This window comes from Pseudomonas sp. W2-17 (assembly GCF_041060445.1).
Lineage (GTDB): Bacteria > Pseudomonadota > Gammaproteobacteria > Pseudomonadales > Pseudomonadaceae > Aquipseudomonas.
In genome coordinates, this window is sequence record NZ_JAUFNS010000007.1 from 144,860 (window position 1) to 160,067 (window position 15,208).

Sequence of the window (15,208 nt, forward strand, 5' to 3'; positions counted from 1 at the left end):
GTGAGAGTGCGGGGCTTTTTTATGTCTTTGAACGCATGGACTGTCAGCCCTTCTCCACAAACACGTCCGCCAGTAACTGACCACGGGGCAATCCGGCAATGAACAACCGCTTCGAGAACGACTCGACGCGGGTGGGCGCCCCGCAGACCAGCGCGATGGTCTGACGAGACGTCACGCGCAACGCACTTAGCACGGCCGAGAAGTCCGCCAGCTCGATCAACTCCACGTGCAGGTTCGGATGCTGGATCGCCAGCTCGCCGAGAGCCTCCGCCAGATAATGTTCTTGAGGCTCGCGCGCCAGATGTATCAGGCGAATTTGACCCTGATGGGCCTGCAACGCCTCGCGCAGCACAGCCCAGAGCGGGGCCAGTCCGGTGCCTGCCGCCAGCAGCCATAACGGCCGGTCCTGCCAGTCGGGGTCGTAGCGCAGCGCACCGCCCTGGAGTTCGCCGAGGCGGATCGGATCGCCCGGTTGCAGCGTGCGGGCGACATCAGCGAAAGCGCCCGGACGCTGGCAGTCGATGTGAAATTCCAGAAAGGGATCGTGCCCCGGCACGCTCGCCAACGAATAAGGACGCGCCACGCCGGTTGCCGTCCACAGCACCAGGTGCTGGCCGACGCGATAGCGCAACGGGCGTTCGGGATTCAGTCGCAGGCGCAACACCGACGGGCTCAGCCAGTCAGCACCCACGACGGTCGACGGCAAGCCATCGCGCAAGGGGTCGAAGATTTCAACGGTCAGGTCGCTCGTCACCCGGCACTGGCAGGACAGCCGCCAGCCCTGGGCGCGCTTGTCGGCATCCAGCGCATCGGGCGCGGCATCCGCCGGGTCGCCACTGACGCAACGGACCATGCACGCGTGGCAACTGCCGGCGCGGCAGCTGTAGGGGACGGACAATCCGGCGTCGTTCAAGGCGTCCAGCAAATTGGCCGCAGGCGCCACCGACCAGTGCCGGTCGCCCACTCGCAATTCAGGCATCGGCGTAATCCCAGGCGCCGTGGCAACGGTTGCGGCCCTGATGCTTGGCCCGATACAGCGACTGGTCGGCCCGTTGCAGTGCACGGTCCATGTGATCGCCGCGCTCGATAACCGTCATGCCGATCGACAGGCTCAGGTCCAGCTCCGGGAACTCGGGCAGCGTGACATGGGTGAAAGCGAGCCGGATGCGCTCACAGCAGTCGACCAGTTGCGCACGGGTACAGCGCGGGATCAGCAAGACGAATTCCTCACCGCCATAGCGCGCAAGAATGTCATCGGAGCGAAGGCACTGGGCCGCGGTTTTGCCGAACATCTGCAGCACCCGGTCACCCGCCGCGTGGCCATGGATATCGTTGACGCGCTTGAAGTGATCAAGATCGATGAGCGCCAGTCCGGCGGTGTAATTGCCGTCCATGTGTTCGAGTTCGCGGGTGGCAATACGCAGGAAGTGACGGCGGTTACAGAGGTTGGTCAGTTCGTCGGTGGACGCCAGCTCTTCGAGCTGGAGCATCATGCCGCGCAGGGTTTCCTGATGCGCCTGCAAGGTGATGCGGCGCTGATGCATGCGGTTGCGCGAGTTCTGCACGAAGCGCGCGAACAGGCACAGCCAGGAGAAAACGATGAACAACGCGCAGGTCTGAATCGCCGCCAGCCCCGGATCCGCGAGCCGTCCACGACTGGCGTCCCACAGGTTGATCCCGGCGAATCCCAGCAAGGCAAACAGGGCGCAGCGGGCGAAAATACTGGGCCGCAGGTGAAACAATCCGAACATCAGCACCAGCACGTAAATGATCAGAAAGGTGCCGCGGGAGGCTTCCATATGGCTGATGAGAAACGTCTGCCAGGCCAAGCCAAGGAGCACCTGAAACTCGGTCAGGCTGGGGTCTTTGAAGCGTCGGTTGTAGCCACCGAAAAACACCAGGCTCAAGGCTGCCTGACAGAAAAGCACCAGCACGCTGGTGCACCAGATCCCGAAGAAGGTGGCTTGATAGTAGCCGGTAAAATACGCCATCCATACGAGCATCAGCCCCAGCACATAGGTGCCGGTAGCGAGCGCGAAACGTTTCAGCAGCAAACGCTGGATAGTTTGGGCAGTCACTCGTTGACTCATCATGGGTATTAAGGGTCCGTCCCGTACCGGCAAGATGACCTGTGACACTTTTCAGGCACCAGATCAAAACCTTCCTGCGCCATGCGCGGTAATGCAGGCAGCTTGCCACTGTAGTGCTTGCGTAAAAAAATGACTATTCAAATCCCTGTCTTTCCAGACAGCCGTAGCAATCTGTTTCATGCATGATTCAGTGCGGGCGCTGTACGGCGTTTTCGACGACGGTTTGGCCTTTGACAGATGTACCTTAATCGACCTCGGGTTATACTGCCGCGCCTTTTTTACCCTGACCACGCCGAGGTGTTGCCCGGCTGTCTGACGCCTGATCAAGATGCTTTCGTCCGGCCCAAGCGGTCCCGTCGCCACCCGCAATTCGAATGTTCCCGCCAAATCAGAGGAGCGCGCCCAATGACCGTGATCAAGCAAGATGACCTGATCCAGAGTGTCGCTGACGCCTTGCAGTTCATTTCTTATTACCACCCCGTTGACTTCATCCAGGCCATGCACGAGGCCTACCTGCGTGAAGAGTCCCCTGCCGCACGGGATTCCATGGCCCAGATTCTGATCAATTCGCGCATGTGCGCCACCGGTCATCGGCCGATCTGCCAGGACACCGGCATCGTCACCGTGTTCGTCCGTGTCGGCATGGACGTGCGCTGGGATGGCGCCACCATGGGCCTGGACGACATGATCAACGAAGGTGTGCGTCGCGCCTACAACCTGCCGGAAAACGTCCTGCGCGCCTCGATCCTCGCCGATCCGGCCGGCGCCCGCAAGAACACCAAGGACAACACACCTGCCGTCATTCATTACTCCATCGTCCCGGGTAACACCGTGGAAGTGGACGTGGCGGCCAAGGGCGGCGGTTCTGAGAACAAATCGAAGATGGCGATGCTCAACCCGTCCGATTCGATCGTCGACTGGGTGCTGAAAACCGTGCCGACCATGGGCGCTGGCTGGTGCCCGCCGGGCATGCTCGGCATCGGCATCGGCGGTACGGCCGAGAAAGCTGCGGTGATGGCCAAGGAAGTCCTGATGGAATCCATCGACATCCACGAGCTCAAGGCACGCGGCCCGTCGAACCGTCTGGAAGAAATGCGTCTGGAGCTGTTCGAGAAGGTCAACCAGCTGGGCATCGGCGCCCAGGGCCTCGGCGGTCTGACCACCGTGCTGGACGTCAAGATCATGGATTACCCGACCCACGCCGCGTCCCTGCCGGTGTGCATGATCCCCAACTGCGCCGCCACCCGTCATGCCCACTTTGTGCTCGACGGCTCCGGTCCGGCTTCGCTGGAAGCGCCGCCGCTGGACGCCTACCCGGAGATCGTCTGGGAAGCCGGCCCGTCGGCTCGCCGCGTCAACCTCGACACGCTGACGCCGGAAGACGTGCAGAGCTGGAAACCGGGCGAAACCGTCCTGCTCAACGGCAAGATGCTCACCGGTCGCGACGCAGCGCACAAGCGCATGGTCGAGATGCTGAACAAGGGCGAGACCCTGCCGGTGGACCTGAAAGGTCGCTTCATCTATTACGTCGGCCCGGTTGATCCAGTGGGTGACGAAGTGGTGGGCCCTGCCGGTCCGACCACGGCGACGCGGATGGACAAGTTCACCCGCCAGATCCTTGAGCAGACCGGCCTGTTGGGCATGATCGGCAAATCCGAGCGCGGCCCGACCGCCATCGAAGCGATCAAGGACAATAAAGCGGTTTACCTGATGGCCGTTGGCGGCGCCGCTTACCTCGTCGCTCAGGCGATCAAGAAGTCGCAAGTGCTGGCATTCCCGGAACTGGGCATGGAAGCGATCTACGAGTTCGAGGTCAAGGACATGCCGGTCACTGTGGCGGTCGACAGCAAGGGCGAGTCGGTCCACATCACAGGTCCCGCCATCTGGCAGAAGAAGATCAGTGAAAGCCTGGCGGTCGAAGTGCAATAAGCGTTTCGATCGCTAAAACAAAGAAGCCCGACCTGCGTGTCGGGCTTTTTTGTGGGCGACATCGGCGCGTTACCGGGCGCTTAGCCGCGCCGATCCAGCACATTCACCACCAATCGATCCAGCCATCCCCAGACCCGCTCCTGAACCCGTCGCCACAGCGGTCTGGATTTCCAGCCGTCCAGGGTGATTTCGCTGCTCACGGCGAAATCCTTGGTGAAGCTGGCGGCCACAGCGTGGGTCAGCCCAGGGTCGATCGCTTCGAGGTTGGCTTCCAGGTTGAAGCGCAGGTTCCAGTGATCGAAGTTGCAGGAGCCCACGCTGACCCAGTCGTCGATCAGCACCATTTTCAGGTGCAGGAAGCACGGCTGGTATTCGAAGATTTTCACCCCGGCCTTGAGCAGACGCGGGTAATAACGATGGCCGGCGTAGCGAACCGACGGATGATCGGTGCGCGGTCCGGTCAGCAACAAGCGCACGTCGACGCCCCGAGAAGCCGCACGACGCAACGCGCGGCGGACCTTCCAGGTCGGCAGAAAATACGGCGTCGCCAGCCAGATGCGCGTCTTGCTGGTGTTCAGCGCGCGCACCAGAGACTGCACGATATCCCGATGCTGACGGGAATCGGCATACGCCACGCGCCCCAGTCCATGCCCACCGACGGGCGCTTTGGGCAAGCGCGGCAGGCCGAAGTTTTCCGCCGGCCGCCACGCTCGCCGCCGAGGGTTGGCGTGGAACTGGCGGTCGAACAGCGCTTGCCAGTCGATCACCAGCGGGCCGCGAATCTCGACCATCACCTCATGCCATTCGCTGCTGTTCAGGTCCGGGCGCCAGAATTCATCGGTGACCCCCGTCCCGCCCACGACCGCCAGCTCTTTGTCGACCAGTAGCAATTTGCGGTGGTCACGGTAGAGGTTGCGCAAGCCACGCCGCCAATGCACAGGATTGTAGAAACGCAGGATCACGCCGGCGTCGGTCAATCGCTTGCGCAAGCCGATCGTGAAAGCCGCAGAGCCGAAACCATCGAACAGACAGCGCACGATGACCCCGCGACTCGCCGCACCCACCAGCGCCTGCACGATCGCTTCGGCACAGGCGCCCGCTTCGACCAAGTACAGTTCGAGCTCGATCTGCTGCTGCGCGCCTTCGATCGCGGCGATCATGCGCGGAAAAAACGCCGGGCCGTCGATCAGCAGGTTGAACTGGTTTTCTTCGCGCCACGGGAAAATCGCGCCCCTCATGGGCGGCTCGGCGTGGCGGTCAGCAGGCAGGCTTTGGCAGCGCTTGCCGTGCGGGCAAGCGAGGACGGAATGCGAATGGACATGCAGACTCCAGAGGGTGCGATACGCAACCCTATCCGCCTGTCTGACCGCAGGCAAACTTCAACGTTCTACGGCACCGGCGATGACAGCCGACAGCCGACAGCCCTGGCGCTGGCCTTCCCAGCGCGCTTCGCTTTCGCGGCCCAGCCCTGTCGCGGTGATGCGTTTGTTCAGAGCGTCTTCGTTGATGGTGCTCGGCAGCCACTGCTTCACGTAGCTCTGGCAATAGTACGCCGGGTTGTTCATGACAAAGCGGCACGAACAATATTCCTTGGCGGTGTAGGCGCTAATGATGCTGGGGAATACCTGCAGTTGAACGCGCCAGTTCCAGATCAGGCCGGCGATGATCAGCAGCACCAGTAGGCCAAGACTGCTGAACGGGCGGCGTCGGATGAATGCGCTGCGAGCGATCATTTGCCACCCTCCCCGGCCACCGCGTTCAGCGCCAGTTTGAGCAACTGGTTGTGGTCGTAGCTGCCGTCGCGATCGTCGGCGTACCGCACGATCACCAGCTTCGCGCTGGGGATCACGTACAGCGCCTGCCCCCAATGCCCGAGGGCGGCAAAGGTGTCGGGAGGTGCGTCGGGCCACGGGCCGGGCTTGCCATCGGCGGTTTTATTCAACCACCAGTGACCGCCGGGGGCTTCGTCGGTCGGGGTAGGCGTCAGGGATTTGAACGGCGTCAGGTTGAAATCAACCCACGCCCTGGGCAGCACCTGGCGGTCTTGCCAGCGCCCGCCGCGTGCCATCAGCAGGCCGATTCGCGCCAGGTCGCGTGCCGTCATGTACGCGTAGGACGATCCGACGAAAGTGCCAGTGGCATCGCGCTCCCACACGGCACTGTTGATGCCCAGCGGCTCGAACAAGGCGGTCCAGGGGTAATCGGCGTAGGCGCTCTCACCGACCATGCTTTTCAGCGCGGCAGCGAGAACGGTGCTGTCGCCGCTGGAATACCGGTATGAAGTGCCCGGCGCACTGGCGACGGCATGTTCGGCGGTGTACCGCCCCATGTCGCCGCGCCCTCGGGTGTAGAGCATCGCCACGACAGACGAGTTGAGCGGCGCGTATTCGTAATCCTCCTGCCAGTCCAGCCCCGAAGCCCAGTGCAGCAGGTCCTGAACCTTGATGTCGGGATGCGCGCCGAACGGCGGATAGAACCTGGCGACGGGGTCTTCAAGCTTGAAACGGCCTTCAGCAAAAGCGACGCCCAACACGCTCGCCAGAATGCTTTTGCTGATGGACCAGGTCAGGTGCGGGGTGTCTGCCAGGGTCACGCCGCCATAGCGTTCATACACCACTTCGCCGTCGTGAATGATCAGCAGCGCATCTGTGCGCACGCCTTTGCGTTCGACCTCGTCCCGGGGCGGGAAAGCGTAGGCGTCGAGGGCCGCTAAGGCAGCGTTTTCAAGGAGCGGCCGCTCGGACCAGTCCGGCGCCGGCCAGGTTTCGGCAACGGCCGAACAGCTGATAAGGAACAGCGCGAGGGTGAACAGCAGACGGGTCATGAAGGGGACTCGGGCTCGGATGCAGGCAACCCTAGCAGGCAAAAATGACAGCACAGGGAATCCAAACCCCTGTCACGCAACCATCACCAAAGCTTAATGGTCGTGACACGGCCTCTCCCTAGCCTGAATTCGTACAGCAATGCTCGAACAATCAGTCGACCCGCCTGGACGAAGGCGGGATTACGGAGACGCCGCATGACTCAGATCGCCAGCATTCGAGACACCCGAACCGAACGTCGCCTGCAGGCTGAACGCCTGATCGGTGAGAAGGCCCTGCAGGAAGCACAGGCTTTGCGCTTCAGTGTGTTCAGCGGCGAGTTCAACGCCAGGCTCAAGGGCGCCGAGCTGGGCCTGGACATTGATGATTACGACGTTCACTGCGTGCACATCGGCGTGCGGGACCTGAGCAGTGGTCGCCTGGTCGCCACCACCCGTTTGCTGGATCACAAGGCCGCCAACACCCTGGGGCGGTTCTACAGCGAAGAAGAATTCAGCCTCCATGGCCTGCGCCATTTGCAGGGCCCGATCCTGGAACTGGGTCGGACCTGTGTCGATCCTTCCTACCGCAACGGCGGCACCATCGCTGTGCTGTGGAGCGAATTGGCCGAGATCCTCAACGAAGGCGGCTACAGCTACCTGATGGGCTGCGCCAGCATTCCGATGCAGGACGGCGGCATTCAGGCCCACGCGATCATGCAGCGCCTGCGCGAACGTTATCTGTGCACCGAGCACCTGCGCGCCGAACCGAAGAATCCACTGCCGACGCTGGACCTGCCCAACAACGTGATCTGCGAGATGCCGCCGCTGCTCAAGGCCTACATGCGTCTGGGTGCGAAGATCTGCGGCGAACCGTGCTGGGACGAAGATTTCCAGGTCGCCGACGTTTTCATCCTGCTCAAACGTGACGACTTGTGCCCCCGCTACGCCCGCCACTTCAAGGCAGCGGTGTGATGAGCACCTGGCGCAGTCATGCGCGCGTGGTGCGGGTGCTCTGGGTCATCGCGCTGGGCCTGAGCATCGCCGGCACCTTTGCCCTGATGGAACGCCTGCATATCGGTAATTCCATGGCCCGTCGCCAGCGCTGGACCGCCTGGTTCATGGCGCGCCTGAGTGCGGCGCTGCCGTTTCGCGTGAACGTCAGCGGCAAGCTGCCGAGCGAGCCGATGTTGTGGGTGAGCAATCACGTGTCGTGGACCGACATCCCGCTGCTGGGGATGCTGGCGCCGCTGTCGTTCCTGTCCAAAGCCGAAGTGCGCACCTGGCCGGTGGCGGGCTGGCTGGCGTTGAAAGCCGGGACACTGTTCATCCGCCGGGGCTCGGGCGACAGCAAGCTGATTCAGAAGCAGATGGGCCAGCACTTGCTCGGCGAGCATTCGCTGGTGATCTTCCCGGAAGGCACCACCACCGACGGCCGCAGCTTGCGCACCTTCCACGGCCGCCTGCTGTCCAGCGCGATCGAAACCGGCGTGCCGGTGCAGCCTGTGGCCATTCAATATGTGCGTGACGGCCAGCCGGATCAGATCGCGCCGTTCATTGGCGACGACGACCTGCTCTCGCACCTGCGTCGACTGTTTGCCAATGAGGTGAGTGAGGTGCACATCCAGCTGCTCTCGCCGATCGCTTCCCAGGGGAAAGAACGCGCAGCGCTGGCGTTCGAAGCGCAGCAGGCGGTGCAGATCGCGTTGTTCGGCGAAGCGGTTCAACCGGCAATGGTACGTTCCGCCGCCAAAGCCGCTTGAGCAAACGCCTGAAGCTCAGGGTAAAACGCGCTGAAATCGTCACTCAGCGGTCGATACAGCGCGTGCAGTTCCTGATAGACGCCGGCCAGCCCTTCCGGCCGTGACAGGCGTCGCGAGATGCCGGCCAGCGCATCGCCCACCACCGAAAATTCCCGGTACGAACCCAACCAGTCCTGTGCTGCCATGCGCGGGGCAATCAGCGCCAGCCGCTCCGGCAACGCGGGCTCATCGGCCAGCACGCGGTAGACCTTGCGGGTGAAGGCGTCCAGCGGCTCGTCTGAATACTCATGCCAATCCCGCGCCAGGCAGTGGTCGAAAAACACATCCAGCGCGATGCCGGCATAGCGCCGACGCCCATCGGGAAAACGCCCCAGCGCTTGTTTGATCAGCGGGTGCGAATCGGTGAACGCATCGATGCGCCGATGCAGACGAATCGCGCTTTCGATGTCCGCCGGGAAACGTCCGGACAGCAGCCCTTTGACGAAGTCGCCGTACAGGCTGCCCAGCAATTGCGCCGGGGCCTGCCCGCCGAGGTGCAGGTGTGCGAGGTAATTCATGGATGCTGCCTATTGCTGCGAGCCTTTTTTCTGCGCCTGATTCCGCCAAATGTACGGGGACTCATTCGCAATGCCGGTCTTACAGTCGTCACATTCCCTGCGCCTGTAAAGCGGGATCGCCCTCGAACGCTCTACCAAACGATCGGGCCAGCACCATATCGTTATAACCCGATATAACGATTGAGCCTGTGCTAAGCACCGATTCATATTTGTATATCGCGATTTATAGATATAAGGTTCGCCCCATCGCGATACAGCGCACCCGCACTGAGAACGACATGCCCACTGACATCGACATCGACGAAATCATCAAAGCCCTGGCTCATCCGGTTCGCCGGCAGATTCTGGACTGGCTAAAAGACCCGGTTGCGACCTTTCCCGATCAGCGTCACACGATTGATGGCGGTGTCTGTGCCGGCCAGATCGATCAGCGCGCCGGGCTGTCGCAATCGACCGTTTCGGCCCATCTGGCAACGCTGCAGCGGGCCGGACTGATCACCAATCAGAAGCACGGCCAATGGCATTTTTTCAAGCGCAACGAAGACGTCATTCAGGCGTTCTTGCAGCAACTGACGCAGCGGCTCTGAGCCCTTCGCCACACACCCGCCTTTCAGGAGACGCAACGTGCCCCTTTCATTACTCATTCTGGCCCTGAGCGCCTTCGCCATCGGGACGACCGAGTTCGTCATCATGGGCCTGCTCCCCGACGTCGCCAGCGACCTGGGCGTCAGCATTCCCGGCGCCGGCTGGCTGGTCACCGGTTACGCCCTGGGCGTCGCGATCGGCGCGCCGTTCATGGCGATGGCCACCGCCAGGCTGCCGCGCAAGGGTGCGCTGGTCACGCTGATGGGCATCTTCATTATCGGCAACCTGCTCTGCGCACTGGCGGCGGACTACAACATCCTGATGTTCGCCCGCGTGGTCACCGCGCTCTGCCACGGCGCGTTCTTCGGCATCGGATCGGTGGTGGCGGCCGGACTGGTTCCGGCCAATCGCCGCGCTTCGGCCGTCGCGCTGATGTTCACCGGCTTGACCCTGGCCAACGTCCTCGGCGTGCCGCTGGGCACCGCGTTGGGACAACAGGCCGGCTGGCGCTCGACCTTCTTCGCGGTGACGGTGATTGGGGTCATCGCGTTCATTGGCCTGATTCGCTTCCTGCCGAGCAAACGCGACGAAGAGAAACTCGACATGCGCGCCGAGCTGGCTGCGCTCAAGGGCGTAGGCATCTGGCTGTCGCTGAGCATGACAGCGCTGTTCGCTGCGTCCGTATTCGCGCTGTTCACCTACGTCGCGCCGCTGTTGGGCGAAGTCACTGGCGTCTCGCCTTTGGGCGTGACCTGGACGCTGATGCTCATCGGCCTCGGTCTGACGCTGGGCAACATCATTGGCGGCAAACTCGCCGACCGCCGACTGGCCGCCACGCTCATCGGCGTGTTCATCGCCATGGCAGTGATCTCCACGGTGCTGAGCTGGACCAGCACGGCGCTGATCCCGGCCGAGATCACCCTGTTCCTCTGGGCCACTGCCGCGTTCGCTGCCGTGCCTGCCCTGCAGATCAATGTGGTGACCTTCGGCAAGGCCGCGCCCAATCTGGTGTCCACCCTGAACATCGGCGCTTTCAACGTCGGCAATGCGCTGGGCGCCTGGGTTGGCGGCAGCGTCATCGCCCATGGTTTCGGCCTGACCACCGTGCCGCTGGCAGCCGGCGCCCTGGCGGTCCTTGCCCTGGTGGTCACGTTGATCAATTTCCGTGAGCCCAACGATGCTGAACTGGCTGCCGTGACGAGCTGATTGACCGAATTTTGAAAGCTGCGGATCCACCCTTTACCGACTGCACAAAGGATTTCACGATGACCACGATTTTTGACCCGATCAAGATGGGCGACCTGGAATTGGCCAACCGCATCGTCATGGCGCCGCTGACCCGCTGCCGCGCCGACGAAGGCCGCGTGCCCAACGCGATGATGGCCGAGTATTACGTACAGCGCGCCTCGGCCGGCCTGATCATCAGCGAAGCCACGTCGGTGATGCCGATGGGCGTGGGCTACCCTGACACCCCGGGCATCTGGTCCAACGATCACGTGCGCGGCTGGGCCAACATCACCAAAGCTGTGCACGCGGCGGGCGGCAAGATCGTGCTGCAACTGTGGCACGTGGGTCGCGTTTCGCACCCGACCTACCTCAATGGCGAAACCCCGGTCGCACCGAGCGCGATCCAGCCAAAAGGCCACGTGAGCCTGGTGCGTCCGCTGTCTGACTTCGTCACCCCGCGCGCGCTGGAACTGGCGGAAATCGAAGACATCGTCGACGCCTACCGCGTCGGTGCCGAAAACGCCAAGGCGGCCGGCTTCGACGGCGTCGAGATCCATGGCGCCAACGGTTACCTGCTCGACCAGTTCCTGCAAACCAGCACCAACACCCGCACCGATGCCTACGGTGGCTCGCTGGAAAACCGCGCCCGCCTGCTGCTGGAAGTGACCGACGCCGCCGTTGAAGTCTGGGGCGCTGGCCGGGTCGGCGTGCACCTTGCACCCCGCGCTGATGCGCATGACATGGGCGACGCCAACCTGGCCGAGACCTTCACTTACGTCGCCAGCGAACTGGGCAAACGCGGCATCGCCTTCATCTGCGCCCGCGAACGCGAACTCGACGACAGCCTGGGCCCACGCCTGAAAGAAGCCTTCGGTGGGGTGTTCATTGCCAACGAGAAATTCACCAAGGACAGCGCCAACGAGTGGCTGGCGACGGGCAAGGCGGATGCCGTGGCGTTTGGTGTGCCGTTCATTGCCAACCCTGACCTGCCGGCACGCTTGGCCAAGGATGCTCCGCTGAACGAGCCGCATCCTGAAACCTTCTACGGCAAAGGCGCCGAAGGCTATCTGGACTACCCTACGCTGTAAGCAGAAAGGACGCGGAGCGCCCCGGGCTGCATTCCCACGCAGAGCGTGGGAACGATCAAAATCTGCTTTTGATCTGCTTTTGATCTTCCTGCGCAAAAAGCCCAGTCACCTCAAATCGCAAGTTGGGTGCAGGCTGAACGCAGGTTTCGCGGAATGGGCCGAGCCGCATGGATGCGGCGAGCGCGCGCCGCCATCCAGAACTACCCGGACTATTGCCCCCGCGCATTAATCTGCTGCGACAACGTCTGAATCTGACTCTGCAACGTATTGATCGTCCGCGTCATCTGCCCACGGAACGCATCGAACTCCTGCAGACTCGCCCCCGACGAAGCAGCCGCCGCCGGGCGATTCTCCAACTCACTCTTCACCACCACCATATCCTGCTCAAGCTGCTCGATCGCCTGATTGCCGTTCGCCTTTTTCAGGTTCGCCACATCCGCAGTCAAACCCTTCAACTGCGATTCCAGCCGCTCCTGCTCAGCCTGAATCGACTTGCCATCCGGCACCGCCGCCTTCAGCGCCGCCAACTCCGTCGCCACCGCCTTCAACTGATCCTGGAACTGCTGATTCACCGCCTGCTGCTGAGCACTCTGCGTGCCGATCTGCTCCAGCCGCTTGTCCAGCCCGCCCTGCAGACCCGCCACACCCTGCTGCTGCTTGCTCTGATCGGCCAACTGATCCTGCAACTGCTTGATCTGCGCTTTCAACGCCTCACTGCTGCTCGCCATCGACTCAGTGGCGACCACCTTGCCGGAAATATCCTGCAAGCGCCCCGCCGCCTCCTCACTGATGCGCGCGAAACTTTCCTGCGTCGCCACCAGCTGCTGCTCCATCAACGACACCTGCTGAAAACTCCACCAGCCCAGGCCACAAAACGCGATAAACAGCACACAGATCAGCGCCCACAACGCACCGGTACCGGGGGCCTTCACCTTCACCACCGGCGTGTCGCGGGAATACACCGTGGTGCGTTCGCGGGCACCCGGCGGCGGCAGAAAATCATCGTCATCGTCTTTGGCGCTGAGGCTCGGGACGTCATCGACGTCGTCATAGGGATCTTTGCGCATGGGTTTACCTTTGAAAAACCGCTGAATCTGAATGGCTCGCAGTATAACCGCGGATGTTGACGCCTTTTACAACGGGCCGCCGTGCTGGGCTTTCCACCAGCCGCAGAACTCGTCGAGGGCGGTCCACACGCTCACGTCAGGCTGGTAATCCAGATAATGCCTGGCGCGACTGATATCAAGCGTGAAATCCCGGCTCATCACCTGCATCCCGATGCGCGACAGCGTCGGTTCAGGTTGCCCCGGCCAGATCAGGCACGCCGCCTCGTTCACGGCTGCGGCGGTGTAGGCCAGGCCGTAGGACCGATAACGCCTTACCGGCGGCAATTCCATCTGGCGCATGACGTAATTGACCACGTCCCAGAGCGGAACTGGCGCGCCATTGCTGATGTTATAGGCCTTGCCCAGCGCAGAGCCGGCCGCCAGCAAACTGCTGAGCAGCGCCTCATTGAGGTTCTGAATGCTGGTGAAATCAACCTTGTTCAAGCCGTTGCCAATGATCGACAGGCGATTCTTGCGCTGCATCTGCAGCAGTCGCGGGAAAATGCTGGTGTCACCCGCCCCGGTGACGAAGCGCGGGCGCAAGGCGATGACTTCCAGACCAAACTCTTCGGCACCAAACACCTTTTGTTCGGCCATGTATTTGGTCGCGGCATAGTGATTGCCGAAGCGCTTGGGCACTTGCTCCTCGCGGATATCGAAGTGCGATCGGCCATCAAAATAGATCGACGGCGACGACAGGTGCACCAGCCGCCGGACCCGTTGTTTCAGGCACGCTTCGACGACATTCTCAGTGACCTGAACATTGCCCTGATGGAAGTCCTGACGCCGTCCCCATGTGCCGACCGCGCCCGCACAATGGACCACGGCTTCGACGTCGTCACACAGCGCGTGAACAAGCTCTGGATCAGAAAGATCGCCCTGAATGAACTCGGCGCCGCGCCGCACCAGATGCTCGACACCCTCAGCGCGGCGGCCGCTGACCCGGACGCTCAAGCCTTGCTCCAACGCGAAACGCGCGAAGCGTCCGCCGATGAAGCCGCCTGCGCCGGTGACCAGAATTTTCATTACCTGCTCCATTTAATCTTTTTTTGCCTGTGATCGCCGCGGCTGTTCCGCGAACGATCTCACACTCTGCTGCGTCGCCTGTTGACGTTCACTGCGCGTCCAACGGCACCAGCCACTGCCCTGCTTTTTTTGCCAGATGGTCCGTCAGCTCCGTCAGCAACCGACCGCCGTTGCGCCAATGATGCCAGTACAAGGGCACATCAATGCAGTGATCGGCCAGTAACTCGACCAATTGGCCGCTCGCCAATTGCCCACGGACCTGCAACTCCGGCACCAGTCCCCAGCCCATTCCGGCTTCGACCATGCGCGTAAAACCTTCGGACGACGGACATAAATGATGCTCGAAACCGCCTTCGACACCCAGTGAAGCGAGGTAGCGATGCTGCAGGAAATCATCCGGGCCGAACACCAGCGCGGGCGACCGGGCCACTGCCTGCGGCGTCACGCCCTGTGGGAAATGCCGGCCAATGAAGTCAGGACTGGCCAACGCCCGATATCGCATGGCGCCGAGCAATAAACTCCGCGCCCCCGCCACCGGCCGTTCACTGCCGCATAGACATGCGGCCACTTCACCGGCGCGCATGCGTTTGAGGCCGACGTCCTGGTCCTCGACCACCAGGTCGGTGAGCAGTCGATGCTCGGCACAGAAGTCCCCGACCGCAAGCGCCCACCAGGTCGCCAGGCTGTCGGCGTTCAGTGCGATGCGCAAACGTTCGGGCATGCCGCCCTCGTCCAGAGCAGGCACCACGCTTTGCAGGTCACGCTCCAGCAAACGCACCTGCTGGACATGGTTGAGCAGACGCCGACCGATTTCTGTCGGTGTGGGCGGCGTCGCCCGGACCAGCACCGGCTGGCCGACCCGCGCTTCCAGCAGCTTGATGCGCTGGGACACCGCCGACTGCGAAAGGCCGAGCACCTGAGCGGCGCGCTCGAAGCCGGCCTGCTCGATCACCGCTGCCAGCGCTGATAGCAGCTTGTAGTCAAACATCAGTTTTCCTAATGAGTGATGAGGTTTATTGGTTTTTCTTATACCCGCT

Annotated in this window: 15 protein-coding genes; 6 read left to right on the forward strand and 9 right to left on the reverse strand. The window is 62.4% G+C overall.

From position 1 onward, the window contains the following. Positions 1-43 precede the first annotated feature (43 nt). Both QWI20_RS11080 and QWI20_RS11085 read right to left on the reverse strand, forming a co-directional pair. Positions 44-979, reverse strand: a complete 936-nt coding sequence (locus QWI20_RS11080; RefSeq protein ID WP_369305531.1) for an iron-sulfur-binding ferredoxin reductase — start codon at positions 977-979, stop codon at positions 44-46. Next, positions 972-2,078: a GGDEF domain-containing protein gene (locus QWI20_RS11085; RefSeq protein ID WP_192171717.1), complete on the reverse strand. Its 1,107-nt coding sequence runs from the start codon at positions 2,076-2,078 to the stop codon at positions 972-974. Before QWI20_RS11085 ends, QWI20_RS11080 begins: the two co-directional genes overlap by 8 nt. Before the next feature lie 417 nt (positions 2,079-2,495). Between QWI20_RS11085 and QWI20_RS11090 the strand changes: the two genes are divergently transcribed. Then, positions 2,496-4,019, forward strand: a complete 1,524-nt coding sequence (locus QWI20_RS11090; RefSeq protein WP_081567934.1) for a fumarate hydratase — start codon at positions 2,496-2,498, stop codon at positions 4,017-4,019. Positions 4,020-4,099: 80 nt separating this feature from the next. On the opposite strand, the gene QWI20_RS11095 is transcribed toward QWI20_RS11090, so the two are convergent. The 3 genes from QWI20_RS11095 to QWI20_RS11105 all read right to left on the reverse strand — a co-directional run bounded on the left by QWI20_RS11095 (position 4,100) and on the right by QWI20_RS11105 (position 6,843). Further along, on the reverse strand, positions 4,100-5,257 hold the full coding sequence (locus QWI20_RS11095; RefSeq protein ID WP_369305533.1) for a phosphatidylserine/phosphatidylglycerophosphate/cardiolipin synthase family protein: 1,158 nt from the start codon (positions 5,255-5,257) through the stop codon (positions 4,100-4,102). A gap of 141 nt (positions 5,258-5,398) precedes the next feature. Then, positions 5,399-5,752: an amidase gene (locus QWI20_RS11100; protein WP_369305535.1), complete on the reverse strand. Its 354-nt coding sequence runs from the start codon at positions 5,750-5,752 to the stop codon at positions 5,399-5,401. Continuing rightward, positions 5,749-6,843, reverse strand: a complete 1,095-nt coding sequence (locus QWI20_RS11105; RefSeq protein WP_369305536.1) for a serine hydrolase domain-containing protein — start codon at positions 6,841-6,843, stop codon at positions 5,749-5,751. The genes QWI20_RS11100 and QWI20_RS11105 overlap by 4 nt, the downstream gene beginning before the upstream one ends. Before the next feature lie 195 nt (positions 6,844-7,038). On the opposite strand from QWI20_RS11105, the gene olsB reads away from it, so the two are divergent. Together olsB and QWI20_RS11115 are read left to right on the forward strand one after the other, a co-directional pair. Further along, positions 7,039-7,794 carry an L-ornithine N(alpha)-acyltransferase gene (gene olsB / locus QWI20_RS11110; RefSeq protein ID WP_369305537.1) on the forward strand — a complete coding sequence of 252 codons (756 nt, stop codon included), beginning with the start codon at positions 7,039-7,041 and terminating at the stop codon, positions 7,792-7,794. Next, positions 7,794-8,582 carry a lysophospholipid acyltransferase family protein gene (locus QWI20_RS11115; protein ID WP_369305539.1) on the forward strand — a complete coding sequence of 263 codons (789 nt, stop codon included), beginning with the start codon at positions 7,794-7,796 and terminating at the stop codon, positions 8,580-8,582. The genes olsB and QWI20_RS11115 overlap by 1 nt, the downstream gene beginning before the upstream one ends. Here the strand turns inward: QWI20_RS11115 and QWI20_RS11120 are convergent. After that, positions 8,543-9,139 (reverse strand): ACP phosphodiesterase, encoded by a 597-nt coding sequence (locus tag QWI20_RS11120; RefSeq protein ID WP_369305540.1) that lies wholly within the window; start codon positions 9,137-9,139, stop codon positions 8,543-8,545. The genes QWI20_RS11115 and QWI20_RS11120 overlap by 40 nt on opposite strands. A gap of 278 nt (positions 9,140-9,417) precedes the next feature. On the opposite strand from QWI20_RS11120, the gene QWI20_RS11125 reads away from it, so the two are divergent. The 3 genes from QWI20_RS11125 to QWI20_RS11135 are packed head-to-tail and all read left to right on the forward strand — an operon-like array spanning position 9,418 to position 12,039. Continuing rightward, complete coding sequence (locus QWI20_RS11125; RefSeq protein ID WP_296310764.1) at positions 9,418-9,726, forward strand: helix-turn-helix transcriptional regulator; 309 nt, start codon at positions 9,418-9,420, stop codon at positions 9,724-9,726. A 37-nt stretch (positions 9,727-9,763) separates the two neighbouring features. Further along, the gene (locus QWI20_RS11130; RefSeq protein ID WP_369305541.1) at positions 9,764-10,930 is read left to right on the forward strand and encodes an MFS transporter; all 1,167 of its coding nucleotides are present in this window, start codon (positions 9,764-9,766) and stop codon (positions 10,928-10,930) included. Positions 10,931-10,989: 59 nt separating this feature from the next. Continuing rightward, complete coding sequence (locus QWI20_RS11135; protein ID WP_369305542.1) at positions 10,990-12,039, forward strand: alkene reductase; 1,050 nt, start codon at positions 10,990-10,992, stop codon at positions 12,037-12,039. A gap of 209 nt (positions 12,040-12,248) precedes the next feature. Here the strand turns inward: QWI20_RS11135 and QWI20_RS11140 are convergent, their stop codons facing one another. From QWI20_RS11140 to QWI20_RS11150, 3 genes are all read right to left on the reverse strand, one after another. Then, positions 12,249-13,106 (reverse strand): ATPase, encoded by an 858-nt coding sequence (locus tag QWI20_RS11140; RefSeq protein WP_369305543.1) that lies wholly within the window; start codon positions 13,104-13,106, stop codon positions 12,249-12,251. 66 nt (positions 13,107-13,172) lie between these two features. Beyond that, entirely contained in the window at positions 13,173-14,171 is a 999-nt protein-coding gene (locus tag QWI20_RS11145) for an NAD-dependent epimerase/dehydratase family protein (RefSeq protein ID WP_369305544.1), read from the reverse strand. 88 nt (positions 14,172-14,259) lie between these two features. Next, positions 14,260-15,159: a LysR family transcriptional regulator ArgP gene (locus tag QWI20_RS11150; RefSeq protein ID WP_369305545.1), complete on the reverse strand. Its 900-nt coding sequence runs from the start codon at positions 15,157-15,159 to the stop codon at positions 14,260-14,262. Positions 15,160-15,208: the final 49 nt, after the last annotated feature.

What these genes read in the sequence shown, in the direction of transcription:
- QWI20_RS11080 (WP_369305531.1), bottom strand. Translation starts at nt 979, where the DNA reads ATGCCTGAATTGCGAGTGGGCGACCGGCACTGGTCGGTGGCGCCTGCG.
- QWI20_RS11090 (WP_081567934.1), top strand. Translation starts at nt 2,496, where the DNA reads ATGACCGTGATCAAGCAAGATGACCTGATCCAGAGTGTCGCTGACGCC.
- QWI20_RS11095 (WP_369305533.1), bottom strand. Translation starts at nt 5,257, where the DNA reads ATGAGGGGCGCGATTTTCCCGTGGCGCGAAGAAAACCAGTTCAACCTG.
- QWI20_RS11100 (WP_369305535.1), bottom strand. Translation starts at nt 5,752, where the DNA reads ATGATCGCTCGCAGCGCATTCATCCGACGCCGCCCGTTCAGCAGTCTT.
- QWI20_RS11105 (WP_369305536.1), bottom strand. Translation starts at nt 6,843, where the DNA reads ATGACCCGTCTGCTGTTCACCCTCGCGCTGTTCCTTATCAGCTGTTCG.
- olsB (WP_369305537.1), top strand. Translation starts at nt 7,039, where the DNA reads ATGACTCAGATCGCCAGCATTCGAGACACCCGAACCGAACGTCGCCTG.
- QWI20_RS11115 (WP_369305539.1), top strand. Translation starts at nt 7,794, where the DNA reads ATGAGCACCTGGCGCAGTCATGCGCGCGTGGTGCGGGTGCTCTGGGTC.
- QWI20_RS11120 (WP_369305540.1), bottom strand. Translation starts at nt 9,139, where the DNA reads ATGAATTACCTCGCACACCTGCACCTCGGCGGGCAGGCCCCGGCGCAA.
- QWI20_RS11125 (WP_296310764.1), top strand. Translation starts at nt 9,418, where the DNA reads ATGCCCACTGACATCGACATCGACGAAATCATCAAAGCCCTGGCTCAT.
- QWI20_RS11135 (WP_369305542.1), top strand. Translation starts at nt 10,990, where the DNA reads ATGACCACGATTTTTGACCCGATCAAGATGGGCGACCTGGAATTGGCC.
- QWI20_RS11140 (WP_369305543.1), bottom strand. Translation starts at nt 13,106, where the DNA reads ATGCGCAAAGATCCCTATGACGACGTCGATGACGTCCCGAGCCTCAGC.
- QWI20_RS11145 (WP_369305544.1), bottom strand. Translation starts at nt 14,171, where the DNA reads ATGAAAATTCTGGTCACCGGCGCAGGCGGCTTCATCGGCGGACGCTTC.
- QWI20_RS11150 (WP_369305545.1), bottom strand. Translation starts at nt 15,159, where the DNA reads ATGTTTGACTACAAGCTGCTATCAGCGCTGGCAGCGGTGATCGAGCAG.